Below are 24,630 nucleotides of genomic sequence, written 5' to 3' on the forward strand. Positions count from 1 at the left end.
CGGCAGCGAAGAACAGCAAGCCAAGGGCCTGGCAAACCAGGTCGAAGGCAAAGTGCAGAAGAAGGTTGGCGATGTGAAAGACGCGGTGGAAACCGTCACGCGCAAGCCGTAATCTGACGCACGCATAAAAAAACCGCCGCCTGTCGCGAGACAGGCGGCGGTTTTCATTTGCGGGCGCGCTTTACTTCGCTACGCCCAGATTCTGCTTGAAGAACATCTCGATTTTCTTGTACACGTGGCGCTGGCCTGCGCGCGACGAGATGCCGTGCTTGGCGCCCGGGTACGTCATCAGGTCGAACTGCACGCCGCGGTTCACCAGCGCGTCGATCAAGCGCGTGCTGTTGCTGAACAAGACGTTGTCGTCGGCCATGCCGTGCACAAGCAGCAGCGGCGACTTCAAGCCGTCGAGGTGGGCGAACACGGTGCTGGCCTTGTAGCCGTCCACGTTTTCCTTTGGCATGCCGAGGAATTGTTCCGTGTAGTGGGTGTCGTACAGCGACCAATCGGTGACGGGCGCCACCGAGACGCCCATGGCGATCTTGTCGGACGCGGCCGACAGCAGGCGCAAGGTCATGAAACCGCCGTAGCTCCAGCCGAATACGCCGATGCGTTTGGCATCGACGAAGCTTTGCTTGCCCAGCCAGTCGATGCCCACCAGTTGATCGGCCACTTCGGCCGCGCCCAGGTTGTGGTAGATGGCGTCCGTGAATGCGCGCTCGCGGCGCGACGAACCGCGGTTATCGAGGCGGAAGACGACAAAGCCCTGCTGCGCCATGTACTGGTCGAAGTTGTTGCCCCAGCGGCGAGCCACGTGCTGCGAGTGCGGGCCGCCATACGTCGACAGGTAGACGGGATAGCGTTTGCCCGCGTCGAAGTTCGACGGTTTCACCAGCGAGTAATGCAAGGTCTGGCCATCGTTGGCCTTCAAGGTGCCATATTCCGTCGGCAGGTGGTCCGCCTTGTACTTGAAATACGGGTGGCTGGCGTTCAGCGCATTTTCTTCCAGCCAGCCCACCATGGCGCCGTCAGGGCGGCGGATGCTCACTTGCGGCGGCGTGGCCGGGTCGGAATACGTGTCGACGAAGACTTCGCCATTGCGCGAGAACGTCGTGTCGTGCCAGCCATCGGCTTTCGTCACGCGCTGCGGCTTGCCGGCCGTGCTGCCGTCGAGCGCCAGGGCGTAGGTCTGCTTGTCGATCACGGCGTCGCGGTTCGACGCGACAAACACCTTGCCGGTTTTCTGATTCACGGCCAGCACGCTGTCGATGCCCCATTCGCCGGAAGTGACCGGGTGCAGCAGCTTGCCGCTCATGTCGTACAAATACAGGTGATTGCGGCCCGTGCGCTCGGACGACCACAGGAAGGTGCCGTTCGACAGGAAGCGCAGGTCGTCATGGATGCTGACCCAGGTCTTAGACGTTTCCGTCAGCAAGGTGCGCTGCGCCAAAGTACCGGCATCGACGGCGACCAGGTCGAGGGTCTTCTGGTCGCGCGACTGGCGCTGGTACACGAGCGACTTGCTGTCCGCGCTCCAGTCGGCGCGCACCAGGTAGATGTCCGGGTTCGTGCCCAGGTCCACCTGGCGCTGCACGCCCGTTTCCGGTGAAACGATCAGCAACTGCACCAGCACGTTCGGGTCGCCGGCGGCAGGATAGCGCTGCTCGACGACGTCGGTGCGGTCGGCGAAGATTTCAAAGCGGCGCACGACGGGCACCGGTGCTTCGTCATAGCGCTTGTAGGCGATGGCGGAATCGTCCGGGGCCCAGTAGTAGCCGGTGCGCTGGCCCATTTCTTCCTGCGCCACGAATTCGGCTTCGCCATTGTGGATGGCGCCCTTGCCATCGGTCGTCAACTGGCGTTCCTGGCCCGACTTCAGGTCGATCACATAGATGTTCTGGTCGCGCACGAACGAGACGTAGCGGCCTTTCGGCGAGATTTTCGGGTCGAGCACATTGCCCTTGGCGACCAGGCGCGCCTTGTCCGGGTGGGCCGCGTCGACCAGGTACAGATTGCCGGCCAGCGGCACCAGCAGCTGCTTGCCGTCGGGCGACCAGCTGTAGCTGAGAATGCCGTTCAGGCTGGCCGTGCGCTCGCGTTCGCGGCGCGCCTGCTCTTCGGGCGAAATCGTTTCATTCGGCACCAGCGCCTTCGAGTCGACCAGGCGGTGCGTGCTCTTGTCCTTCAGCTTGAATTCCCACAGGTCGAGCTGGAACTGGTTGTCGGCGCGGCCGCGCAGGAACGTGACGCGCTCGCCATCGGGCGAGACCTTCAGGTTGCGCACGCCGGGGCCGGCCAGCGCCGGATCGGCGTGGATGCGTTCCAGGGTCAGCTTTTCAGCCGATGCGGGAACGCTGGCCATCGCGGCCAGAAAACAAAGAATAAAACGCATGGATGTCTCGGTAGTTGGAAGAATGAAGGGCACTGCATGCATAAGCGAACTTGAGCGTTGCCTAAGCGTAAGACGATACCAGAGCGTGCCTCTTTATGCGATAGCTCCTGCCACGGAATATGGGCGTGCCGGCCGTATTTCCTTCGTGAAAAATATCCAAGCGCCACTCATTCCATGGCGCTTTACACAGTTCAGGCTAATATCGACCCTGCGATGACGGTCAGGCACGCGCCGCCTATCCAGGCGTGGCCATCGCGGAAGCTGATGGACACGCGGCCGTCGCGCTGCAGGCAGGTGCCCTGGCGGACAGTGTAGTCGCCTCCTGCCAGCAGCTGCGCGATGCAGGCGTTGGCGCTGCCCGTGACGGGGTCTTCCACCAGCGCGCCATGCTCGCTGAGCAGCGCGCGCACTTCGTAATCGGCTGGCCCGCCTGCGGCGTGCGGGCCATACAGCGCCAGGCCGTCCGCTTCGGCTGCGGCCAGCAAGGCCGTCAGCGAGGTGATGTCGGCGTGCACGGCCAGGCAGGCGGCGGCGCTTGCCAGCGGTACGCACAGCCAGCGTATGCCCATCTCGACGACGGTGCCGGCAGGAGCCGGAGCGCCGGCCAGTGTGGTTTGCAGCAGCGGCAGCAGAGTGGATTCGAGCGCGCGCTTGCTGCACGGCGGCGCCTGGAACGCCAGCACGCCGCCCGCCTGCCGTTCAATTTGAATCAGGCCGACGCCGCATTCCTGCACGATGCGCGCGCCCTTCGGCTGCATGCCCGCATCGAGCAGGGCGTGCGCCGTGCCCAGGGTCGGGTGGCCGGCGAACGGGAATTCCATCTCGGGCGAAAAGATCCGCACGCGGTAGTCGGCTGCCAGGTCGCGCGGCGCCAGCACGAAGGTAGTTTCCGACAAACCCGTCCAGCGCGCAATCGCCTGCATCTGCGCGTCATCGAGGCCGTCGGCGTCGAGCACCACGGCCAGCGGATTGCCCATGAAGGGCACCTTGCTGAAGACATCGACCTGCCTGAAGGGGCGCGGCTGCGGCATGGCGAATTCCTTGAAAGTTATGGCACCGCGCGCAGGCGCTGCAGCGACAGCCGGTTCAGATACCAGGTCAGCAGCACGGCGGCCACCGTCAAACCCGTGACGAGGCCGATCCAGAAACCGGCGGCGGCCATCGGCTCGGCCGGCGACCAGATGAAGCCAGCCGGCGCGAGGCCCAGCACATAGCCGATCGGCAGCGAGAAGCCCCAGAAGGCCAGCAGCTGTATCAGCATCGGCTGGCGCGTCACCTTGTAGCCGCGGATGGCGCAGGACGTCGCCACCTGCGTCGCGTCGGACAGCTGGAACAGGGCGGCGAACAGCAGCAGCTGCGCGCACAGCGCCTGCACTTGCGGATCGGACGTGTAGGCTTGCGCGATCTGGTGGCGGAAGATGGTGATGACGGCGGCCGAGACGATGGCCGCCGTCAGCGACATGGCCACGCCCACCCACGAAATGAAGCGCGCCTTGCGCAAATTGGCTTCGCCCACGGCGTGACCCACGCGCGTGACGAGCGCGATGCCGAACGTGAGCGGCACCATGAAGACGACGGACGAGAAATTCAGGGCGATCTGGTGCGCCGACACCTGGATCACGCCGAAGCGGGCCACCAGCAGGCTGATGACGCCAAAGGCGCTTACTTCGGCAAAGTAGGTGACGCCGATGGGCAGGCCCAGGCGCAGCATGGGACCGATGGACGACAACTGGGGCCATTCCCAGTGTGTGAACGGATACGTGGCGCGGTAGGCGGGCGCGATCCTGATCCAGGCCAGCATGGCCAGCAGCATCATCCACACGCAGCAGGTGGTGGCCACGGCGCAGCCCACGCCGCCCAGCTTCGGCATGCCCCAGTGGCCGTAGATCAGCAGGTAGTTGACGAGGATGTTGAGGCCCAGCGCCGCCAGCGCGATGACCATCACCGGCTTGGTCTGGTTGATGCTGGTGCTGTAGCCGTATAGCGCGCGGTAGGCGGCGAACGGCGGCAGCGCGCAGCTGATGATGTGCACGAACAGCTTGGCCTTCGATGCCACGGCCGGTTCGAGCATCAGGTGGTCGAACACCAGCGCCGCCATGTTCGTCAGCAGGCAGGCCACCAGGCCCACGAGCAGCGCCTTCCACAGCGACTGGCGCACGATGTGCGGCACCTTGTCGTGGCGCGCGGCGCCGATTTCATGCGCCACCAGGGTATTGATCGCCATCATGATGCCGCTCACGGTGACGAGCACGATGGACCAGATGGCCGCGCCCAGCGACACGGCTGCCAGCTCCTCGGGGTTCGTGTGGCCCGTCATCGCCACGTCGGCCGCGCCCATGCCGACGGTGGCCAGCTGGCCGATCAGGATGGGCCAGGCCAGCTTCCACAGCGACGACACTTCGGTGCGGATGGCGGGCAGGGTGAACGAGGTAGTGTGTGGCATGGGCGGCAAGCTTGACTAAACACAAGATTCTACCGGCATTCGCCGTGCTTGTCCGCCGTGGCGCCCAGGGCGCTCGGGCACGGTAATCATTTGTTACAGCTAAGTGGGCCAGTCGCGGATAGACTGCGCGCTCTATTTGGCAAAATGACCAAATAGTCAACCGCAGTACCCTGACTATGGAGTAAGACCATGTTGAAGAAAGCCTTGAACTGCGCCCTGTTGCTGGGCGCCGCCATGACGGCCGAACTGGCCGGCGCCGGCGAACTGACCCTGTATTCGCGCGACGATTATCACGGCCGCTCGCACACCGTACGCGATACGGTCGCCGACCTGGAAGACGTCAATTTCAACGACACGACGCAAAGCATCCGCGTGCGCTCGGGCCGCTGGGAAGCGTGCGAGGAAGCCGATTTCCGCGGCGATTGCTTCCTGCTCTCGACGGGAGAGTACCCGTCGCTCGATGGCCATGCCAACAAAATCACGTCGCTGCGCGAAGTACGCGGAGGCTGGGATGGTCATTCGGGCCGCGATCGTGACCGTGGGCGAGACCGGGACGGCCGCTGGGAACGTGACCGGGAGCACGGCCATTTGCCAGGGCGCTCGCTGGGCGGCGAACTGACCTTCTATACGCGCGACGATTTCGCCGGCCGCAGCTTGAGCGTGCGCAACGCTTCAGCCGACTTGCGTGAGCGCGACTTCAACGACACGGTGCAAAGCGTGCGCGTGCGCTCCGGCTATTGGGAAGTGTGCGAGGACGTGGGCTTCCGTGGCCGTTGCCGCACCTTGCAACCGGGCGAGTACGCGAGCCTGGAGCGCATGAGCAACCGCATCTCGTCGGTACGCGAAGTGCGCTGAAGTGGGCTGACACGAGGCGGCTAGTACGCCAAGTGGCAATAACGGGCTCCGCAGGAGCCTGTTATTGCTTTTGGTAACAATTTATTGTGCTTTTTCCATACTTTGTTACACCGTTTTTTCTGCGGATGGCTACACTGGCATCAGTTGTCATGTAGATCACTTGCCTTTGCCGCCACCGGAGACCTTCCCATGAATCGCCCGCTGACTTTTGCCTTGCTGTGCGCCAGTTCGCTGTTTGTCCATCTCGCGGCGCAGGCCGGCGAGATCCGCCTGTACACCGATGACAATTTCAAGGGGCGCGTCGTCGTCTTGCGCGATACGACGGACGACCTGTCGCGCGTCAATTTCAATGATACCGTCTCGAGTATCCAGGTCGATTCGGGCAGCTGGGAAGTGTGCACGCATGGCGATTTCAAGGGCGATTGCAAGACACTGGAACGGGGCGACTACCGCTCCATGCCGGGCATGAACGATAAAATTTCATCCGTGCGCGAAATCGGCAGCGGGCAGGGCAGCGGCAGCGGTAGCGGTGGACGCCGCGCGGCGCTGGAGCTGTTCGCCGACGGAGGCCAGCGCGGCGCGTCGGCCGGCGTGAATGCGGACCGCGACGACCTGGTCGACATCAGCTTCAACGACCGCGCCAGCAGCGCGCGCGTCGAGTACGGCTACTGGCAACTGTGCAGCGATTCCAACTACCATGGCAGCTGCCGCGTGTTCGGGCCTGGCAGCCACGATGACCTGGGCAGCCTGAATGGGCGTGTGTCGTCGGCGCGCCTGGTCGATCCACGCGAGGAGAACCGTCCGCAAAATGACGAGGGTCTGGTGGTGCTGTATGGCCGCGCGTTCCTGAAGGGGCGAGGGCTGCAGGTGAACCGCGACGTCAGCGACCTGGTGCTCCTGAACTTCAACGACCAGGCCGAATCCATCGCCATCAACGAAGGCACCTGGGAAGTGTGCACGAATTCGCAGTTCAACGGCACCTGCGAGCGCATGGGGCCGGGCAAGTATGAAGTGTTGAACACGGCGCTCGACAAGCGCATTTCCTCGCTGCGCCGCCTGTACTGAACGCTTGATCGGGCCTGTCCCGTGGCCTTGTATTTGTTACACTAGCATCCTGGCACAATAGCCAGGCAAATCATCACCAAAGAATGAAGAATGGAGTTAATCATGACGGGCCCTTTCAAACACACGCTGGCATGCGCGGCCACCTTGCTGCTCTCGCTGGGGGCCCATGCGGCCGCCCATGCGGGCGATATCACCTTGTTCGAAGACGTTGATCTGCGTGGCCGCGCAGTGAACCTGCGCGAGACGACGGATGATCTGTCGCGCATGGGCTTCAACGACAAGGTGTCGAGCATCCTGGTGCGCTCGGGCACGTGGGATGTGTGTACCGATGCCGGTTTTCGCGGCAATTGCCGCACCCTGGGGCCAGGCGAATACCGTTCGATGCCCGGAATGAACGACGCCATCAGTTCGGTGCGCGAGTCGGGCCGCGGCGATGGCAACAATCCGGGACGCCCTGGGCGCGATCCCGACCGGGGTCATGGCGGCTATGGCCGTGGCGGCACCCTGGAAGTGTATTCGGGCGCGGGCCAGAATGGCGGCTCGGCGCGCCTGAACCGCGACACGGACGATTTCGTCAATATCGGTTTCAACGACCGCACCAGCAGCATCGTCGTCTATAACGGCTACTGGCAGCTGTGCAGCGATTCGAACTACAACGGCGTGTGCCGCATCTTCGGCCCTGGCCGCCACGATGACCTGGGACGCGGCCTCGATGGGCGCGTCTCGTCGGCGCGCATGGTCGACGAGCGCGAAGCGCGCCGCCAGCAGCAGTACGATAACCAGTACCAGCGGCCGCAGTACGACCAGCCGCAATATCCGCAATACCAGCAGCCGCAGTACCAGCAGCGGGGCGCCGTGCTGCTGTTCCCCGAAGCGGGCATGCGCGGCGAACCGCTGGCGCTGGACCGCAATGCGGAAGACCTGGTGCGCTATAACTTCAACGACCGCGCCTCGTCCATCGTCGTCAACGAGGGCCAGTGGGAAGTGTGCAGCGATTCGAACTTCCATGGCCGCTGCGAAGTGATCGGGCCGGGCGAATACGGCCGCCTGAACGCCATGGAAAACCAGATTTCCTCGCTGCGCCGCGTACGCTGATTCCTTCCTGACTCAGTGTTGACAGGCCGCCTGCCGGGTTGATCCCGCCAGGCGGTTTTTACATTCGCTGCCGTGCGCTGACATTTGCTTGCCCTTTGTTACACTCGCCGCCTGCCGCCTGGTCTACACTGGCGAAAATGTCATCAGTATTGGAGTTGTCATGGTTCGATCTTTCCGGCCCGCGCTGTTGTGCGCCGCCACCTTCCTCGCCCCCCTTGCCGCATCCGCAGGCGAAATCACCCTGTTCGAGGACGCCGGTTTCCGCGGCCGTCCCGTCACTCTGCGTTCCGACACGGGCGACCTGTCGCGCATGGGCTTTAACGACAAGACCTCGAGCATCATCGTGCGCTCGGGCACGTGGGAAGTGTGCAAGGACGCCAATTACCGGGGCAACTGCCGTACCCTCGGACCTGGTCGCTACGGCAGCATGCCGGGCATGAACGACGCCGTTTCCTCCGTGCGCGAAGTGGGCCGCCCGGGCCATGGCGGCGGCGACCACCGTCCCTATCCCCCGCGCCCACCGCGTCCGGAGCCGGAGCGCCCCTATCCCGGTTATCCCGGCCACGGCGGCGGCCACCGTCCCGACGCGAATGGCGCCGTGCTGCTGTTCCCCGACGCCGGCATGCGCGGCCGCCCCGTGCGCCTGGACCGCGAAGTGCACGACTTGAGCCGCCATGGCTTCAATGACCGCGCCGAATCGGTCGTCGTCAATTACGGCCGCTGGGAATTCTGCGTCGACGCCAATTTCCGCGGCCGCTGCGTGGTGATGGGACCCGGCAGCTACGGCCGTTTGCACGGTGGCCTCGACCGCCGCATTTCTTCGGTGCGCCGCGTGCGCTGATCGTGCTGCAGGGCGGGCGCCGTATTGTGCGCACGCTGTCCTTTGACCAATTCGTGTACTCTTCCCATAGGCACTTCAACCATGGGGAGCAGGCACGGTGGAATACAAGGACTACTACAAGGAGCTTGGCGTCGAGAAGACGGCGTCCGAGGCCGATATCAAGAAGGCGTACCGCAAGCTGGTACGCAAATACCATCCCGACGTGAGCAAGGAGCCGGACGCCGACAAGCGCACCAAGGCTCTCAACGAAGCCTACGGCGTGCTGGGCGACGCGGAAAAGCGCGCTGCCTACGATGAACTGGGCCGTAACCAGGGCGCCCAGGGCCAGCCGTTCAGGCCACCGCCGGACTGGGGTTCCGGCTACGAATCGTCGGGCGTCGACGACAGCGATTTCTTTGCCGACCTGTTCGCCCACGTGGGCGGGCGCCGCCGCACCAACAGCACCTTCCAGATGCAGGGCGAGGACAGCCACGCCGCCATCACCATCGATTTGCAGGACAGCTACCAGGGCGCCAAGCGCCACATCGTCATGCGCGTGCCCGAAGCGGATGCGCAAGGCCACGTGGTGACGCGCGAGCGCACCCTGGAAGTAACGATACCGAAAGGCGTCACGGAAGGCCAGCAGCTGCGCATGAAGGGGCAGGGCAATCCCGGCAGTGGCGGCGCGCCCGCCGGCGATTTGTACCTGGAAATCCGCTTCCGTCCCGATGCGCGCTACAAGGTCGAAGGGCGCGACGTGTTCGAGACGGTGCCCGTCACGCCATGGGAAGCGGCGCTGGGCGGCGACATCGACGTGCCCACGCCATCGGGCACGGTGACCGTCACCGTGCCGCCCAATTCGCAGACGGGGCGCAAGCTGCGCCTGAAGGGACGCGGCATTCCCGCCGCCCAGCCTGGCGACCTGTATCTGCTGCTGGAAGTGGTGCTGCCGCCGGCGAACGACGACAAGGCGCGCGAACTGTATGCAACCATGGCGCGCGAGATGGCTTTCAATCCGCGCCAGAAGCTGGGAGGGTAAATCATGACAAACAAGGTAATTGGCGAATTGCTCGAAGACCGTGCCCTGAACCTGGAAGAACTGGCGCGCGCCTGCGCCGTGGAGCCGGACTGGGTGGTGCAGCACGTGCAGACGGGCGTGCTGCTGCAAAATGGCCCGCCGGCGGGCCAGCTGACGGCCTGGCGCTTCACGAGCCTGGACCTGGTGCGCGCGCGCCGCCTGCACGAAATCGAATCCGTGTTCGACGCGAACGCCGAATTGGCGGCGCTGGTGGTCGACCTGTCGGAAGAAGTGGCGCGCCTGCGCCGCCGCCTGCACGTGCTGGGCGTCGAGTAGCCCTCAGACAGGATCGCCGTGCCGCTGCACGGTGATCCTGCCGATATAAAACTGCCCGTCGACGACGACCCGGTGCGGGATGCCGGCCACGTCGAAGCCGGGGCCGCCGTCTTCCATCCACTCCTGCGCCAGCGAGTCGAACTGCTGCGGCGTCATGCGCAGCATCTGCGCCGTGATGACGAAACGCGCGCCAGGTTTTTGTTTGTTGACGAAGTCGTCGATGCCGGCCATGGTGAGTCTCTTCAAGGTTGTGTCTGAATTCGGGGTCAGACCCGTCGGGTTTGACCCCAGCACTTGTTTGGGGTTTGCTGAGGCATGATACCTGTCCCCGCGCGCATCTAAAACCCCTGCACCAGCAACGGCAACTGCTCCGCAAAACGTTCAGTGAGCCACTTGCCCGCCTGCCCCGGCGGCGTGTCGGCGCGCTGGATCAAATAAATCGGGTAATTCTCGCCATTGTCGACGGCCAGCGGCAGGTGCACCAAGCGGCCTTCGGCCAGGTCCTCGCGCACCATCGCTTCGGGCATGTTGCCCCAGCCCAGGCCTGCGCGCAGCAGCGCGTGCTTGGAACCGAGGTCGCCCAGGCGCCAGTTGCGCAATCCCAGCACGCCGAAATCCTGGCCCTGCGTCAGCATGCTGCGGTCGCTGAGCACCAGCTGCACGTGTTCGCGCGCCACGTTGGAGGCAATCGGCCCGGCCAGCTGCGCCAGCGCGTGGCTGGGGGCGGCCACGGGAATCAGGCGCACGTGGCCGACGGCCAGGCGCTCGAAGACGCTGGCCGTGGCCGTCATCCAGCCACCGAGGCCGATGTGACAGCTGCCATCCATCACCAGCTGCGCCACGGCGCCCATCGCTTCGATGCGCAGGCGCAGGGCGACGGTGGGAAACTGCGCCTGGAACGCTTCGAGCACGCGCACCAGCACGCAGGTGGGAAACATCACGTCGACCACCACCGATACTTCCGCTTCCAGCCCGCCGGCCAGCGCCTTGGCCCGCGCGCGCATGCCGTCGACTTTCAGGGCCACGGCGCGCGCGTCGGCCAGCAGGGCCTTGCCCGCGTCCGTCAGGGTGGGCTTGCGCTTGCCGCGGTCGAGCAGCACGACGTTCAGTTGTTCTTCCAGGTTGGCGATGGTGTAGCTGATCACCGATTGCGTGCGGTGCAGCTGGCGCGCCGCGTGGGCGAAGCCGCCCGCGTCGATGACGGCGACAAAGACACGCAACTGGTCGAGCGAAGGCTGGCCCGGTTCTCTCATGACAACTCCATATCTAAAAATTCGATGCTAACCATTTATTTTTACACGGTTTCATCGATAGTAGACCCGAACTATGATGTGTGCAAGTGCAGCAAACGCCGCACCCCCATCTATCGTTCTTGAAGGAGTGCATCATGGCAAACGTACTACACATCAATAGCAGTGTGCGCAACAGCGGTTCCCTGTCGCGCCAGTTGTCGGGCGAATTCGTCGCCAAACTGGCCGCGCAAGGCGACACCATTGTCGTGCGCGACCTGGCGGCGCAACCGGTGCCGCACCTGACGGAAGAAGTCATGGGCGCGTTCTTCACGCCGGCCGAGCAGCGCAGCGCGCAGGCGGCAGCGGCCGTGCAATTGTCCGATACCCTGGTCGATGAATTGCTGGCCGCCGACGTGCTGGTGCTGGCCGCGCCCATGTACAACTTTTCAGTGCCTTCGACCCTGAAGGCGTGGATCGACCACGTGGCGCGCGCGGGCCGCACCTTCCAGTACACGGCCAATGGCCCCGTTGGCCTGGCCACGGGCAAGAAAGCCGTTATTTTCACGGCCAGCGGCGGTGTCTACAGCGAAGGCCCGGGCGCCGCGTATGACTACCTGAGCACCTATCTGCGCACGGCGCTGGGCTTTATCGGTATCACCGACATCGAGTTCGTGCAAGCCGAAGGCGTGGCCATGGGCGAGGACGCCGTCACCAGCGCGATCGCCAAGGGTCGCGCGTCGATCGAGGCCCTGGCTGCCTGATATACGCCTTTCGAGGGATTGCCAAGCTGGCATGCTTGGCATAAGCTTGCCGGCGGCACGCCGCGTGCCAGCCCGGCGAGCCGTTCGCCATGAAAGTCCCTCATGCACAAGTTGGTCAGCGCAGTATTGTTCGGATGCTCTTTGTTTTCAGCAGGTATTGCGCCGGCGCAGACTGTGCCCCCGGCGCCGTCCCACGTGGGCCGCCACGCCTCCACGCCCGAGGATATCCGCGCCATTGAAAAAGTCGTCGCCGACTTCCAGGCGGCGCTGATCGCCAAGGATGTCAAGCTGCTGTCGTCGCTGATGCTGCACACGAACATCCTGTTCGCCTCGCCGGCCGATGACGCTTTCATCGAGAAAATGCGCGACACGACGGACGTCCACTTCGACGGCGTCGCGGCGGCCGGCTACGTCGGTTTTGCCAACTACATCAAGCGCGAACCCCTGCGCACGGAAGAAAAATTCTACAACGTCAAGATCACCCAGGACCGCCATGTGGCGTGGGTCAACTTCGACTACGAATTCCTCGTCGGCGACAAACTGTCGAACTATGGCGTCGAAGCGTGGCAGATGGTCAAGCGCGACGGTCAATGGAGAATTCTGAGCGTCGTCTGGTCCATGCATGCCGCAGCCGAGGCGGCGCAATAAGGCAGGCGCCAACGGCGTTCAGTACAGAGTTGCCTCCTCATAATTTTTTCGCATCGTCTATACTTTCAGTGGGCGTGCCGCCATGCCTGGAAACCAGGCAGGCGTTCAAGTTTCTCCCTGTGCCGCGTAATAAAAAGCAGATAAGTGAGTCAGTATCCTGAGCAAGCGCGATTGCATGTATTCCAACCCTACGCCGGGCAGGGCCGTTGAGACAGGCTGCCCGGGGATGTCATTTTTGGAGCAAACATCGTGCCGATAAAGTACGTTGATACGTATGAAATAAATTACACGGCGGAACCCTTGCGCGGTTGCAAACTGTGGGGCGCTTATGTGTCCCTGTACACCCCATCGAGCAACCCCATGCACAGGAACAATATCGTCAAAAAGCACCGCGTGCTGGCCGACCATCCGTTCGCGACGGAAGCCGAAGCCGTCAGCGAGGCGGCCGAGGTAGCATTGAAGCTGGTTGAACGGCGCCAGCGCCGTTACGTCTTCCACCCCTGATGCCACTGCGCCGCATCCTGCAGCGCGCGCCAGGGCAGGATTTGCACGCGGCCGGAATGCACGGCTTCCAGTTCCACGTGCGTGACGGGTTCATCCGGCGTGGCTGCGGCGCACACCTTGATGACGAGAAAATGCTTTTCCTTGTTGGCCGGTGTCACCGCCGTCCATTTGCTGTTAAGTAATTTGTTTGGACGCAAGTTATTGCGATGTGGAAGGTGCATGGTAGGCCCCGGATTGGCGTGATGGCGATCTTGCCATTATCATGCAAGTTACCGCCACGCACGAGGACCGCCATGAAACGCCAGCTGCATCTGCTTGTCATCGACCCGCAAAACGATTTTTGCGACTTGCCCGCCGAATGGCTGCCTGCCGGCGCCGCACCGGCCCTGGCCGTGCCCGGCGCCCACGCCGACATGCTGCGCGTGGCCCAGTTGATACGCGAAGGGGGCAACGGCTTGACGCAGATCAGCGTGACGCTCGACGCCCACCACCGCTACGACATCGCCCACCCCGCCTTCTGGCGCACGGGCGACGGCGGCCCGGTCGCGCCATTTACGCAGATCAGCGCCCGGCAAGTGCGTGACCGACTGTTCCTGCCCGCCGCCAGCGGCGCCTTGCCGCGCGCGCTGGCCTACCTCGATGCGCTGGAGCAAGCGGGGCGCTATCAATTGATGGTGTGGCCCGTGCATTGCGAGATCGGCAGCTGGGGCCAGAATATCCACGCGGCCGTGCGTGCCGCCTACAACGCCTGGGAAGTGGATCATCTGCAAGTGGCGGCCAAACTGAGCAAGGGTTCCAATCCGTGGACCGAACATTACTCGGCCGTCATGGCGGAAGTGCCCGATGCGCAGGATGCGGCCACCCAGCTCAACCTGGATTTCCTCGCCACCTTGCTGCCGGCACAGCAGATTTATGTCACCGGCGAAGCGGGCAGCCACTGCGTGAAAGCCAGCACCGAGCACATCGCCGACTACCTGGAAGGGCAGCAAGGCAAGCAGGCCCTGTCGCGCCTCGTCCTGCTGACGGACTGCATGAGCCCCGTCACGGGCTTTGAAGCGCAGCAGCGCGACTTCCTGGCAGCCATGCACGAGCGCGGCGCGCGGCTGGCCACGTCGGCCGACGTCTTGTCTGAATTGCTGGCCAACGCAGGCGATTGAGGCTGTCCTGCAAGCGGACTCTGCTGAAATGCTTGCAGTGGCGTACTATTCTGGCTTCAGGAAGTTGGAGAAAACACACATGACCCCGATAGTGCGCAGTTTGCTGGAAACCGATCTGTATAAATTTACAATGTGGCAAGCCTTGCTGCACGGTCATCCGAATACCCATACCGAATACGAATTTGTCTGCCGCAACGCCACCGCTTTTCCCCTGGCCGAACTGAAGGGCGAGCTGGAAGAACAGCTCGACCACCTATGCTCGATGTCGTTTGCGGACGACGAACTGGCTTATCTGCGTACCCTGCGCTTCATGAAGAGCGACTTTGTCGATTTCCTGACGGTGTTCCGCTTCCAGCGCAAGTTCATCGACGTGAGCACGGATGGCGACACCTTGCTCGTGCATGCGGCCGGGCCGCAGGTGCATGTGATGGGCTTCGAGATTTTCGTGCTGTACATCATCAATGAACTGTATTTCCGCCGCTTCGACCTGGACGCGGCCATGCGCGAAGGGCGCCACCGCCTGGGCTTGAAAGTGGAAGCCGTCAAGGAATTCGGCAAGCTGCCGCGGCGCAAGCATCCATTTGAATTTTCCGACTTCGGCGTGCGCCGGCGTTTTTCCGGCGCCTGGCACGACGAGGTGGTGCAGCGCCTGGCGCGCGAAGTGCCCGAGTATTTCAAGGGCACGTCGAATGTCTACCTGGCGAAAAAGCTGGGCATCGTGCCGATCGGCACCATGGCGCATGAATACATGCAGTCGTTCCAGTCATTCGGAGTGCGCCTGCGCGATTTTCAAAAGGCGGCACTGGAAGACTGGGTGCAGGAATACCGGGGCGACCTGGGTATCGCCCTGACGGACGTGGTGGGCATGGATGCGTTTTTGGCCGACTTCGACCTGTATTTCGCCAAGCTGTTCGACGGCTTGCGCCACGATTCGGGCGATCCTGTCGAGTGGGGAGAGAAGGCGCTGGCCCACTACGCGGCCCTGCGCATCGACGCCAATACCAAGCGCCTCGTGTTTTCCGACGGCCTGGACCTGGACAAGGCGTTTGCCTTGTACCAGCACTTTGCCGACCGCATCATGACAGGCTTTGGCATCGGCACCAATCTCACCAACGACGTCGGCTTGACGCCGCTCAACATCGTCATGAAACTGGTGCGCTGCAATGGCCAGTCCGTGGCGAAACTGTCCGATTCGCCGGGCAAGACCCTGTGCAAGGATGAAACCTTCCTCGCGTACCTGCGACAGGTGTTCCACCATCCCGCCGTCCAGGCGCCTGTCTAGTGAGGTAGGTCGGATTAGCGGGGCCGCCGAGGTGGGGCAAAGCCGCGCGTAATCCGACAAAGCTGACAACCCCGGCGTGCAGCCGGTATGCCTGGGTGTTTGAAACCCCGACTTAAAACCCCGTCACCACCGTGTCCATGTGCTCGACCTGCGGCGGTGCGGCGAAAAATTCACCGACCAGGCCGCGCCATGCCTGGAAGTCGTCGCTGCCGCGGAAATGCACGGTATGGTCTTCCAGGGTTGTCCAGCCCACGACCAGGCGGTAGGCATCGCCGTTTTCGATCGAGCGCTCCAGGCGCATCGACTCGCAGCCGCGTGCGCGCTGGAACAGGGGGACGGCTTTCGCCACGGCCGCTTCGAAGGCAGTGTGCGTGGCCGATTTGATCTGGATGTGGGCAATTTCAAAAATCATGGCAAGTTCCGGTTTTGAAAGAAAGAACGCAGATCTTGCCACAGATTGTGCCCGCTTGCGGGTGGCGCCGGGCCACCTGCCGTTCAGTTGTCGCCGCCGTCCCTGTCCAGTGCTTGCTGCAAATAGGCTTCCAGCTGGGGCACGTTCATGCTGGCGACATCCCTGGCCAGGGCATGGCTGAGCCGCTTTTCCACTTGGGCGTCCAGGCTTAGACACAACTGTCCCAGGAACTTGGGCGCGGCCACGAGGCACAGCTTGCTGTAGCGCCGCTGTTGCAAGCCCTGCTGCAGCACTTGCGCGATCTGCCGGGCAAACTGTTCGTTCGCATGCTCGACCGGCGCCACCCTGGGCTCGGTCGTGTGCGCCTGCGTGCCCGCCTGGGTACCGGCGCGCATGCCGCTGCCGAAGCGTCCGCTGGCGTCGCTGTTCAAGGCGTTCTCCGTTTCACGGCCCGCCGGATTGACAAAATCTTGCAGTTCGCCCAGCTGGTTTTGCTGTCCCAGCGCAAACAGCCGCGCCCGGCTACTGTCGGCCACTACCACCCACGTGACGTCCATCTCGTTCTCCTTGCTGTGCGCCTGGCTAGTGGGACAGGGCCGCCACGCCATCGTGCCCGTCCTGTCCGCAGCGGGCCGTGCGCTGTTCGATATCGCTGCCGCCGCAAGCTTGCACGATGGCGTGTGCGCGCTCCTGTTCATTGGCGTGGCGCGTGGCCACCACCAGGCGGACCATGCCGCGAAACGCCGTCTTGCCGTAGTGGCGCCGGTACAGATCGTTGTCGCCGCCAAACAAAGCATGGACGGCCCGTTCCAGCCAGCCGCTGAGGGTGTCGCGATTGCCGACCGTGAAATTGCCCTGCACGGGCCCGCCTCGTCGTCGCCCGCGTCCAGCTGCACGGCGTGAGGGGGAAAGCCCTCGGCCAGCAGCCGGTTGCGGGCGTGCTCGGCATCGGGCAAATGGTCGAAGATACGTATCAGGGTGCTGCCGCTGTTGCTGTCCATGGCCCGGCCTTTCAAGGAGGTATGCCTGATTGGACCGGCGAGGCTGCAAATAATTCTGCCTCAGCCTGTAAAATCCTCGATCAAGAGGTAAAAGTTTGATAAATATCCAGTATGGCTGCCAAGTCGCGCTAAGATACGTCTTGGGGAATCAATCTTTCATAGGAGAACCAAATGGCAGCGAAAAAAATTCTGTTTTTGACCGGCGATTTTGCAGAAGATTATGAAACGATGGTGCCGTTCCAGGCCCTGCTGATGCTCGGTCATACCGTGCATGCCGTCTGCCCCGGCAAGAAAAGCGGCGAGACGATCAAGACGGCCATCCACGATTTCGAGGGCGACCAGACCTACACGGAAAAGCCGGGCCATCTGTTCACCCTGAACGCCAGCTTCGACGAGATCGACCCGGCCGACTATGACGCCGTGATGATCGCCGGCGGCCGCGCCCCCGAATACCTGCGCCTGAACGAAAAAGTCATCGCCGCCGTGCGCCATTTCGCCGAAGCGGGCAAGCCCGTCGCGGCCGTCTGCCACGGCGCGCAATTGCTTGCCGCCGCCGACGTCATCCGCGGCAAGCGCATTTCCGCCTATCCAGCCTGCGCGCCGGAAGTGAAACTGGCAGGCGGCACGTATGCCGACATCGCCGTCACGGACGCCGTCACGGATGGCCAGTTCGTCACGGCCCCCGCCTGGCCCGCGCATCCGGCCTGGCTGGCGCAGTTCGTCAAGCTGCTCGGTACCGAGATTCATTTGTAACCTTCACCAGCCCGGCAAGCCGCAGCGCTTGCCGGGCGCATCACTTTTCAGATTCGAGTTCTTCATGCATGCGCCGCGCAGTCAACCTTCCCGCAAACAACTTCCAGCCTCGCGCTGGCGCCAGCGCCGCCTGGCGCAAGCCGCATCGGGCCTGAGCGCCGCGCAGGAACGCCAGCTGGCCACCCTGCACGAGATTTCCACCTTGCTGGCGGGACAGCACGCCATCGATGCGCTGTGCCGCGGCTTCCTGCGCCACGTGATGCAGTTCGCGCAGGCCGAAGGCGGCACCGTGCGCATCCTCGACCCGCAGCAGGACACCGTGCATATCATCGTGCATGAAGGCATTTCCGATGCCATGGTGGAAGAGGAGCACTGCATCCGCAACAACGATTGCCTGTGCGGCGCGGCCGTGGCGCAAGGCGTGATCCAGATTCGCGATTTCCGCCAGGTCGATGCGCTGCAGCGCTACCGTTGCCAGGAAGAAGGGTTCATCGCCATCGCCGTCTTTCCCATCCTTGCGCGCGAGCAGGTGGTCGGCAGTTTTTCGCTGCACTTTGCGCGTCCGCAAGCCGCGCATGCGCAGCAGCAGGGCTGGCTGGAAACCCTGGGCCAGAGCCTGGGCATCGCCATTGAAAACCAGCGCCTGATCGCGCGCGAAAAGGAATTTGCCGTGGCGCGCGAACGCAGCCTGCTGGCCGAAGGCTTGCACGACAGCATCGCGCAAAGCCTGAACTTCATCAGCCTGCAAGTGCAGATGCTCGACGATTCCGTGCGCCGTGGCCAGCTCGACGAAGCGGCCGAAGTGTTGCCGCTGATGCGCATGGGCGTCGAACAAAGCTACCAGGACGTGCGCGAATTGCTCGTCAATTTCCGCACGCGCTGGCATGGCAGCGACCTGGAAAGCAAGTTGTCGGAAGTGCTGGCCAAGTTCGAGCTGCAGACGGGCGTGGTGGGTACGCTGGAGATGAGCGGCAACGGTGCGCCGCTGGCGCCCGAGCAGCAGTTGCAGATCCTGTTCATCGTGCAGGAAGCGCTGTCGAATATCCGCAAGCACGCGCAGGCGAGCAATGTGGCGCTGCGCGTGGACAACGGGCGCGATTTTGCGCTGCAAGTGCGCGACGATGGCGAAGGTTTCGCCGCCAACCTGCGCGACAAGAAAACGGAATTGCAGATCGGCTTGCGTATCATGCAGGAACGGGCCGAGCGGCTAGGTGCGCAATTTGCCATCGACAGCACGCCCGGCGGCGGCACGACGATCTCGCTGGCCTTGCCGGCAGCCCGGCGCCAGGCCGCGTAACAAATGAATCATCACTATCAGGCAACAAACACGTGAACGCACCAATCAAAATCCTGCTGGTCGACGACCACACCTTGCTGCGCAGCGGCGTCAAGCTGCTGCTGCAGCGCAATCCTCAATTCCAGGTGGTGGGCGAGGCATCGAACGGGCTGGACGGCGTACGCCTTGCGGCCGAACTGCAGCCCGATGTGGTGCTGATGGACTTGAACATGCCCGGCGTGTCCGGCGTCGAGGCGCTGCAGCTGATCTTGCAGGACCTGCCGCAGATGGTGGTGCTGATGCTGACCGTGTCGGAAAACGCGGCCGACCTGGGCGCTGCCCTGCGCGCGGGCGCACGCGGCTATTTGCTGAAAAATATCGAGGCCGAGCAGCTGGGCCAGGCCATTTGCCGCGCCGCCGCCGGCGAATCCGTGATTGCCGACGCCATGACGGCCAAGCTCGTGTCGCAGTTCCGCGCGGGGCAGAACGCGCCCCAGCAAGACTATGACAAACTGACGCCGCGCGAACGCGAAGCCATGGCTTGCCTGGCGCAAGGGCTGAGCAACAAGGAAATCGCGCGCCAGCTCGACGTGGCCGAAAGCACGGTGAAAATCCACGTGCAAAACATCCTCAAAAAGCTTAAGCTCAGCAGCCGCGTGCAGATTGCCGTCTACGCCGTCGAGCGCGAGTTGAGCAAATAAAGATCAAATAAAGCGAAATTAGTGCGCAAGGAATCCGCGATTGTTTGATCTGCATGGCGTTCCGGCCTAGACAACCCTAGTTCCTTTGACGTATGGCCTTGACCGTGCCAGCCCATTACACTCTTAGTCATTCGCTAATCTAATAAGAGAGTGTCATGCATAAGGTCAACGTCGATGGCTTGCTATCGAGCCAGGCTCTGTTCCGCCATATTTCCCCTTCGCAATTAGAGCAATTGCGCCAGGATGTCGTGCGCGTCGAAGTGGAAAAAGGCAAAGTGCTGTTCCGCAAGGGCGAAGTGGCGGAAGGCGCCTATGTGGTGGTCTTCGGCCTCGTCAAGCTGAGCGTGTTTTCCATGGAAGGGACCGACAAGGTACTGGAACTGATTCGTCCGGGCCAGAGTTTCGGCGAAGCCATGATTTTCCTCGATGAACCGTATCCATTCTGCGCCGAAGCGCTTGAGCACTGTTTGCTGCTGCGCATCCCGCCGCACGCGCTGCTGCGCCTGCTGGACCAGTCGCCCCGCATCGCGCGCCAGATGATGAACAGCCTGTCGCACCACCTGATGGGTTTCATCCGCAACGTGGAGCGCTGCTCCGTGCAGAACGCCACCCAGCGCGTGGTCGAGTATTTGCTGCAGGCCTCGGACCAGCAGCGCTCGAACGAAGTCAAGCTGGACCTGAAGAAAAGTTTGCTGGCATCGTTCCTGAACCTGGCGCCCGCCACCCTGTCGCGCGTGCTGCACCAGCTGACCGACTTGCACCTGATTAAAGTCAGCGGTTCGCTGATTCAGATCCAGCCCGATGCCTTGAAAACCTACCGCCATGGTTCCGCCACTGCGGCCATGTTGAACTAAGCTTTTTCAGCAGGCAAGGTCAGCCGCCAGAACAGCAGGGCGAGCAAGCTGACCGCCGCGCCCAGCGCGCATACCCCATGCCAGCCCGCCAGCGCATACACGCTGGTGGCGGCAATCGCACCGAGTCCGCTTCCCACCGCATAAAACAGCATGTAGCACGCCACCAGGCGGCTATGCGCATCGCTGTCCTGCTTGAAAATCAGGCTCTGGTTCGTCACGTGGATGGCCTGGCCCGCCAGGTCCAGCGCGATGATGCCGACGATCAAGGGCCACAGGGCTTCGCCCGCAAAGCCCAGCGGCAGCCACGCGGCCAGCAGCAGCAGCAGGGCCGCGCCCGTCGTCCATTGCGCGCGGCCCTGGTCCGCCATGGCGCCCGCGCGCGCCGCGCCCAGCGCGCCGATCACGCCCACCAGGCCAAACGCGCCGATGGCCGCATGGCTATAGCCTTGCGCCGTCAGGGGCAGCACCAGCGCGCTCCAGAAAATATTGAAGACGGCAAACATCAGCAGGGCCAGCATGCCCCGCACGCGCAACACCTTGTTGTGCAGCAGCATGTCCAGCATCGAGGCGAGCAGGGCGCCATACGCGAGCTTTTTGCTGGACAGCGCTGGCGGCGGCAGCATGCGCCACAGCAGCAGCAACAGGGCGCAAGCGATGGCGGCCGAAACAAAATACACGGCGCGCCAGTCGGCCACATCGGCCACCACGCCTGACAGGGTGCGCGCCAGCAGCAAGCCGATCACCACGCCGCCCTGCGCCATGCCGACGACTCTTCCCCGCTCATGGCTGGCCGCCGCGCTGGCCGCGTAGGCGATCAAACCCTGCGTCATGGCCGTGCCCAGCAAGCCCACCAGCAGCATGCCGCCCAGCAATGCTGCCGTGGAACGGGCGCAGCCCAGCGCCACCAGGGTGATGGCAAGCATGCCCAGCTGGAACAGGGTCAAACGGCGCCGGTTCAGCATGTCACCCAGGGGCACGAGCAGCAGCAGGGCCAGCGCGCAGCCGATCTGCGTGGCCGTGATGACCATGCCGCTGGCCGCCTCCGTCATGCCGAACTCGTGCGCCAGGGTGGCGAGCAAGGGCTGGGCGTAATACACATTGGCCACGCTGAGGCCGGCCGCCGTGGCAAACAGCCAGACGAGGGTGGGGGGAAGTGCTGTCGTGATGGGGGAGTTCGTATCGCGCATGGTATTTAAGTGGTTTCAAATTAAAACTAGTTGGAGTCTACGCCGAGAAGTTTTAAAATGCAACCACTCAACCCTGGAGAATGCCCGTGGCCAAGCGCAAGAGCCTGAAAACCGATTCCTGTCCCGTGGCGCGCGCGCTCGACGTGATCGGCGAGCGCTGGTCGCTCCTGATCGTGCGCGACGCCTTCGACGGCATGCGCCGCTTTGGCGAATTCCAGAAAAGCCTGGGCGTGGCAAAGAACATCCTGGCCGACCGCCTGCACACCCTGGTGGAAGAGGGCATCTTTACGGTTGCGCCCGCCTCGGACGGCACGGCTTACCAGGAATACGTGCTGACGCAAAAGGGGCTGGCGCTGTTTCCCGTCGTCGTCGGCTTGCGCCAGTGGAGCGAGGATCAATTGTTCGAAGCGGGCGAGGCACATTCGACCTTGCTGCAACGCGATACGCACGCCCCCGTGCACCGCATGGACGTGCTGGCGCCCGATGGGCGCGTATTGCAGGCGGGCGACACGGTCGTGCACAAGGTGTTGCCGCAATGAAGCGCGTGGCCGTGCTGGGCGCAGGGATCACGGGCGTGACGACAGCGTATGCGCTGGCGAAACGGGGCGTGGACGTGACCCTGATCGAACGCCACCGCTACGCCGCCATGGAAACGTCGTATGCGAACGGCGGGCAATTGTCTGCCTCGCACGCGGAAGTGTGGAACCACAAGGCAACGATTTTGAACGCCCTGAAATGGATGGCGCGGCGCGATGCGCCCTTGCTGCTGCATCCCTGGCCCAGCTGGCACAAGCTGAGCTGGTTTGCGGAGTTTCTTGCCGCCATGCCGGGTTACGAGCGCAACACCATCGCCACGGCCCGCATGGCGATCGCCGCGCGTGAACATTTGTTTGCGTGGGCGCAAGCGGAAAACATCGACTTCGATCACCGCCGCGCCGGCATCCTGCACGTCTACCGTGACCAGGGCGGCTTCGAACGGGCGGCCGGCGTCTCGCGCCTGCTGGCGCAGGGCGGCTTGCAGCGGCGCGCCGTCACGCGGCAGGAAATGCGCGCCATCGAGCCAGCCCTGGCAGGCGACTTTTACGGCGGCTACTACACGGACAGCGATTCCACAGGCGATATCCACAAATTCACGAGCGGCCTGGCCGACGCCTGCGCCAGCCTGGGCGTGGCGTGCCGCTATGGCGAGGAAGTCACGGCGCTGGCGCGCGAGCACGGCAAGGTGCGCGTCGCCATGGGCGAAGACAGCAGCCTGTTCGATGCCGTCGTCATCTGCGCGGGCACGGCCAGCCGCGCCATGGCGGCAAGCCTGGGCGACCATGTCAACGTGTATCCCGTGAAAGGCTATTCGATTACCGTGCAATTGGATGACGCCGCCAGCCGCTGCGCCGCGCCGAAGGTCAGCCTGCTTGACGACGCGACCAAGCTGGTCAGCAGCCGCCTGGGTGAAGACCGGTTAAGGGTGGCGGGCACGGCGGAATTCAACGGCGTCAACCACGATATCCGCGCCGACCGCATCCGCCCGCTGCTGCAATGGGTCGAAGAGTGCTTCCCTGGCGTGAATACGCGCAAGGTGATCCCGTGGGCGGGTTTGCGTCCCATGCTACCCGACATGCTGCCGAAAGTGGGGCCGGGCAAGGCGTCTGGCGTGTACTACAACACGGGCCACGGCCACCTGGGCTGGACCCTGGCGGCCGCCACGGCGGAGATGGTGGCGACGATGGTGAGTGGCGCCTAGTTCTTCGGCAGCAAGTCGCTGAGCGCGGCGCGGCCCTTGACGGTGAGGAAGGGGCCGACCTTGCTGTAGGGCAGTAAAAAATCGTTTTCGCAGCCGCTGCCGTTCGGGTCTTCCCAGAACGATACGCCTTCCGGTTTCAATGACAGATGGAAGCGTCCACGGCCGTCGTAATCCGTGCCCTTGCATTCGGCGTCGATCTTGACGTCCTTGAAGAGGGCCTGGCGCAGGCGGTCCGGCAATGCGGCCTTGTCGTCGCCATCGCTGGCGCTGGCGCCAAACCAGTTCCACACGTCCGTTTCCTGGCCCGTTTTCACGTCCCAGGTACGGAACTTGATGGAGATGCCGCTGGCGCCATAGCCGGCTGCCCAGCGGTAAAACTTCACCGTCACCCAGCGCGGCGACCAGTAGGTGGGATCTGCATACACTTCGTCTTCCGTCGTGAAACCGTTGCGGCCCAGGTATTCGCGGCGCGTGGCATAGAAGTCTTCCAAGTCCTTTTTATTCTTCGCCAGCACGCCGCGCAGCTGCGCATTGATTTTCGCGACGCCGTCGCCGGGCGCCATCAGTTCCACCGTGATGGTGTCGCCCGCTTGCAGGTTGCGGTATTGCTTGCCTTCGAAGGTGACGGGTTTGCTCACCTTGGTGGCGGGAAAGTCTTCCAGCGCCAGGTTGTAGGCGTCGCTGGCGCAGGATGGGTGGTCGCGGTCGCCCGCGGCTTCCAGCAGGGTCAAGGCCAGGGGCAGGGTCTTGCCGCTTTTCGGGTCCGTCCAGGTGCCGATGAGTTTTCCGCCTTGCGGCGCGTTCAGCGACCACGTGCCCGTCGTATTGCCCTTGGCGTCGAGTTCCTGCCACAGGGTCTTGCCGTTCGGTTTGGCCAGCATGATCGGCGTCTTGTAGCGCGTGTAGTAATAATTGCCGCTGCGGTCCGCGCCTTGCGTCGTGCTGGGCTGGTTGAAGCAGGCGACGATATTGGCCTTGCCCACGGTGCCCTGCCACACACCTTGCACGGGCGGCTCGGCGGCCATGGCGGCATTCAGGGCGGGCAGGGTCAGGCAAGCAAACAGAAAGCGGCGCATCGGTTAATCCTCTCGTGGGCGAAGGCC

28 protein-coding genes are annotated in these 24,630 nt (G+C 63.5%); 17 read left to right on the forward strand and 11 right to left on the reverse strand.

Features of this window, described 5'->3' with window-relative positions:
* Nucleotides 1–181: 181 nt before the first annotated feature.
* The 3 genes from ASN89_RS26895 to ASN89_RS26905 all read right to left on the reverse strand — a co-directional run bounded on the left by ASN89_RS26895 (nt 182) and on the right by ASN89_RS26905 (nt 4,832).
* The gene (locus ASN89_RS26895) at nt 182–2,389 is read right to left on the reverse strand and encodes a S9 family peptidase (protein WP_058051364.1); all 2,208 of its coding nucleotides are present in this window, start codon (nt 2,387–2,389) and stop codon (nt 182–184) included.
* A gap of 191 nt (nt 2,390–2,580) precedes the next feature.
* Nucleotides 2,581–3,420: a PhzF family phenazine biosynthesis protein gene (locus ASN89_RS26900; RefSeq protein ID WP_058051365.1), complete on the reverse strand. Its 840-nt coding sequence runs from the start codon at nt 3,418–3,420 to the stop codon at nt 2,581–2,583.
* 17 nt (nt 3,421–3,437) lie between these two features.
* On the reverse strand, nt 3,438–4,832 hold the full coding sequence (locus tag ASN89_RS26905) for an MATE family efflux transporter (RefSeq protein WP_058051366.1): 1,395 nt from the start codon (nt 4,830–4,832) through the stop codon (nt 3,438–3,440).
* A gap of 189 nt (nt 4,833–5,021) precedes the next feature.
* Between ASN89_RS26905 and ASN89_RS26910 the strand changes: the two genes are divergently transcribed.
* The 6 genes from ASN89_RS26910 (at nt 5,022) to ASN89_RS26935 (ending at nt 10,021) form a co-directional block, all read left to right on the forward strand.
* Nucleotides 5,022–5,687: a beta/gamma crystallin family protein gene (locus tag ASN89_RS26910; RefSeq protein ID WP_058051367.1), complete on the forward strand. Its 666-nt coding sequence runs from the start codon at nt 5,022–5,024 to the stop codon at nt 5,685–5,687.
* Nucleotides 5,688–5,876: 189 nt separating this feature from the next.
* Complete coding sequence (locus ASN89_RS26915; protein ID WP_058051368.1) at nt 5,877–6,752, forward strand: beta/gamma crystallin-related protein; 876 nt, start codon at nt 5,877–5,879, stop codon at nt 6,750–6,752.
* Nucleotides 6,753–6,854: 102 nt separating this feature from the next.
* Nucleotides 6,855–7,847 (forward strand): beta/gamma crystallin-related protein, encoded by a 993-nt coding sequence (locus ASN89_RS26920; RefSeq protein WP_052755878.1) that lies wholly within the window; start codon nt 6,855–6,857, stop codon nt 7,845–7,847.
* Nucleotides 7,848–8,007: 160 nt separating this feature from the next.
* A complete protein-coding gene (locus tag ASN89_RS26925; protein WP_046685294.1) occupies nt 8,008–8,688 on the forward strand; it encodes a beta/gamma crystallin-related protein in 681 nt (226 codons plus the stop codon).
* A gap of 97 nt (nt 8,689–8,785) precedes the next feature.
* Nucleotides 8,786–9,706, forward strand: a complete 921-nt coding sequence (locus ASN89_RS26930) for a DnaJ C-terminal domain-containing protein (protein WP_046685293.1) — start codon at nt 8,786–8,788, stop codon at nt 9,704–9,706.
* Nucleotides 9,707–9,709: 3 nt separating this feature from the next.
* Nucleotides 9,710–10,021, forward strand: coding sequence for a hypothetical protein (locus ASN89_RS26935; protein ID WP_058051369.1), 312 nt, complete (start codon nt 9,710–9,712; stop codon nt 10,019–10,021).
* Between the two features lie 3 nt (nt 10,022–10,024).
* Here the strand turns inward: ASN89_RS26935 and ASN89_RS26940 are convergent, their stop codons facing one another.
* The gene (locus tag ASN89_RS26940) at nt 10,025–10,252 is read right to left on the reverse strand and encodes a hypothetical protein (protein WP_058051370.1); all 228 of its coding nucleotides are present in this window, start codon (nt 10,250–10,252) and stop codon (nt 10,025–10,027) included.
* 107 nt (nt 10,253–10,359) lie between these two features.
* A complete protein-coding gene (locus tag ASN89_RS26945) occupies nt 10,360–11,274 on the reverse strand; it encodes a LysR family transcriptional regulator (RefSeq protein WP_058051371.1) in 915 nt (304 codons plus the stop codon).
* 134 nt (nt 11,275–11,408) lie between these two features.
* On the opposite strand from ASN89_RS26945, the gene ASN89_RS26950 reads away from it, so the two are divergent.
* The 3 genes from ASN89_RS26950 (at nt 11,409) to ASN89_RS26960 (ending at nt 13,166) form a co-directional block, all read left to right on the forward strand.
* Nucleotides 11,409–12,014 carry an FMN-dependent NADH-azoreductase gene (locus tag ASN89_RS26950; RefSeq protein ID WP_058051372.1) on the forward strand — a complete coding sequence of 202 codons (606 nt, stop codon included), beginning with the start codon at nt 11,409–11,411 and terminating at the stop codon, nt 12,012–12,014.
* Between the two features lie 195 nt (nt 12,015–12,209).
* A complete protein-coding gene (locus ASN89_RS26955) occupies nt 12,210–12,662 on the forward strand; it encodes a nuclear transport factor 2 family protein (protein ID WP_161911806.1) in 453 nt (150 codons plus the stop codon).
* Nucleotides 12,663–12,962: 300 nt separating this feature from the next.
* A complete protein-coding gene (locus ASN89_RS26960; protein ID WP_205711366.1) occupies nt 12,963–13,166 on the forward strand; it encodes a hypothetical protein in 204 nt (67 codons plus the stop codon).
* On the opposite strand, the gene ASN89_RS26965 is transcribed toward ASN89_RS26960, so the two are convergent.
* Complete coding sequence (locus ASN89_RS26965; RefSeq protein ID WP_046685287.1) at nt 13,148–13,387, reverse strand: TIGR02450 family Trp-rich protein; 240 nt, start codon at nt 13,385–13,387, stop codon at nt 13,148–13,150. The genes ASN89_RS26960 and ASN89_RS26965 overlap by 19 nt on opposite strands.
* Before the next feature lie 72 nt (nt 13,388–13,459).
* Here ASN89_RS26965 and ASN89_RS26970 point away from each other — a divergent pair, with 72 nt between their 5' ends.
* The gene (locus ASN89_RS26970) at nt 13,460–14,323 is read left to right on the forward strand and encodes a hypothetical protein (RefSeq protein ID WP_058051375.1); all 864 of its coding nucleotides are present in this window, start codon (nt 13,460–13,462) and stop codon (nt 14,321–14,323) included.
* Between the two features lie 79 nt (nt 14,324–14,402).
* On the forward strand, nt 14,403–15,605 hold the full coding sequence (gene pncB / locus ASN89_RS26975) for a nicotinate phosphoribosyltransferase (RefSeq protein WP_046685285.1): 1,203 nt from the start codon (nt 14,403–14,405) through the stop codon (nt 15,603–15,605).
* A gap of 112 nt (nt 15,606–15,717) precedes the next feature.
* On the opposite strand, the gene ASN89_RS26980 is transcribed toward pncB, so the two are convergent.
* The 3 genes from ASN89_RS26980 to ASN89_RS29145 form a co-directional block, all read right to left on the reverse strand.
* Complete coding sequence (locus ASN89_RS26980) at nt 15,718–16,017, reverse strand: antibiotic biosynthesis monooxygenase family protein (RefSeq protein ID WP_046685284.1); 300 nt, start codon at nt 16,015–16,017, stop codon at nt 15,718–15,720.
* 83 nt (nt 16,018–16,100) lie between these two features.
* Nucleotides 16,101–16,574 carry a host attachment protein gene (locus ASN89_RS29140; protein ID WP_058051376.1) on the reverse strand — a complete coding sequence of 158 codons (474 nt, stop codon included), beginning with the start codon at nt 16,572–16,574 and terminating at the stop codon, nt 16,101–16,103.
* A 25-nt stretch (nt 16,575–16,599) separates the two neighbouring features.
* Nucleotides 16,600–16,878, reverse strand: a complete 279-nt coding sequence (locus ASN89_RS29145; protein ID WP_058051377.1) for a hypothetical protein — start codon at nt 16,876–16,878, stop codon at nt 16,600–16,602.
* A gap of 311 nt (nt 16,879–17,189) precedes the next feature.
* Here ASN89_RS29145 and ASN89_RS26995 point away from each other — a divergent pair, with 311 nt between their 5' ends.
* The 4 genes from ASN89_RS26995 to ASN89_RS27010 all read left to right on the forward strand — a co-directional run bounded on the left by ASN89_RS26995 (nt 17,190) and on the right by ASN89_RS27010 (nt 20,602).
* On the forward strand, nt 17,190–17,771 hold the full coding sequence (locus ASN89_RS26995; protein ID WP_058051378.1) for a DJ-1/PfpI family protein: 582 nt from the start codon (nt 17,190–17,192) through the stop codon (nt 17,769–17,771).
* 64 nt (nt 17,772–17,835) lie between these two features.
* Nucleotides 17,836–19,068: a GAF domain-containing sensor histidine kinase gene (locus ASN89_RS27000; protein WP_058051379.1), complete on the forward strand. Its 1,233-nt coding sequence runs from the start codon at nt 17,836–17,838 to the stop codon at nt 19,066–19,068.
* Between the two features lie 32 nt (nt 19,069–19,100).
* Nucleotides 19,101–19,748 (forward strand): response regulator, encoded by a 648-nt coding sequence (locus ASN89_RS27005; protein WP_046685279.1) that lies wholly within the window; start codon nt 19,101–19,103, stop codon nt 19,746–19,748.
* A gap of 155 nt (nt 19,749–19,903) precedes the next feature.
* The gene (locus tag ASN89_RS27010) at nt 19,904–20,602 is read left to right on the forward strand and encodes a Crp/Fnr family transcriptional regulator (RefSeq protein WP_046685278.1); all 699 of its coding nucleotides are present in this window, start codon (nt 19,904–19,906) and stop codon (nt 20,600–20,602) included.
* Here the strand turns inward: ASN89_RS27010 and ASN89_RS27015 are convergent.
* A complete protein-coding gene (locus tag ASN89_RS27015; protein ID WP_058051380.1) occupies nt 20,599–21,789 on the reverse strand; it encodes an MFS transporter in 1,191 nt (396 codons plus the stop codon). The genes ASN89_RS27010 and ASN89_RS27015 overlap by 4 nt on opposite strands.
* A gap of 86 nt (nt 21,790–21,875) precedes the next feature.
* Between ASN89_RS27015 and ASN89_RS27020 the strand changes: the two genes are divergently transcribed.
* Both ASN89_RS27020 and ASN89_RS27025 read left to right on the forward strand, forming a co-directional pair.
* Nucleotides 21,876–22,328: a winged helix-turn-helix transcriptional regulator gene (locus tag ASN89_RS27020; RefSeq protein ID WP_058051401.1), complete on the forward strand. Its 453-nt coding sequence runs from the start codon at nt 21,876–21,878 to the stop codon at nt 22,326–22,328.
* A complete protein-coding gene (locus ASN89_RS27025) occupies nt 22,325–23,527 on the forward strand; it encodes a D-amino acid dehydrogenase (protein ID WP_058051381.1) in 1,203 nt (400 codons plus the stop codon). Before ASN89_RS27020 ends, ASN89_RS27025 begins: the two co-directional genes overlap by 4 nt.
* Here the strand turns inward: ASN89_RS27025 and ASN89_RS27030 are convergent.
* The gene (locus tag ASN89_RS27030; RefSeq protein WP_058051382.1) at nt 23,524–24,603 is read right to left on the reverse strand and encodes a hypothetical protein; all 1,080 of its coding nucleotides are present in this window, start codon (nt 24,601–24,603) and stop codon (nt 23,524–23,526) included. The genes ASN89_RS27025 and ASN89_RS27030 overlap by 4 nt on opposite strands.
* Nucleotides 24,604–24,630 lie beyond the last annotated feature (27 nt).

It is taken from the genome of Janthinobacterium sp. Ant5-2-1, from assembly GCF_001445815.1.
Classification (GTDB): domain Bacteria; phylum Pseudomonadota; class Gammaproteobacteria; order Burkholderiales; family Burkholderiaceae_D; genus Janthinobacterium; species Janthinobacterium lividum_E.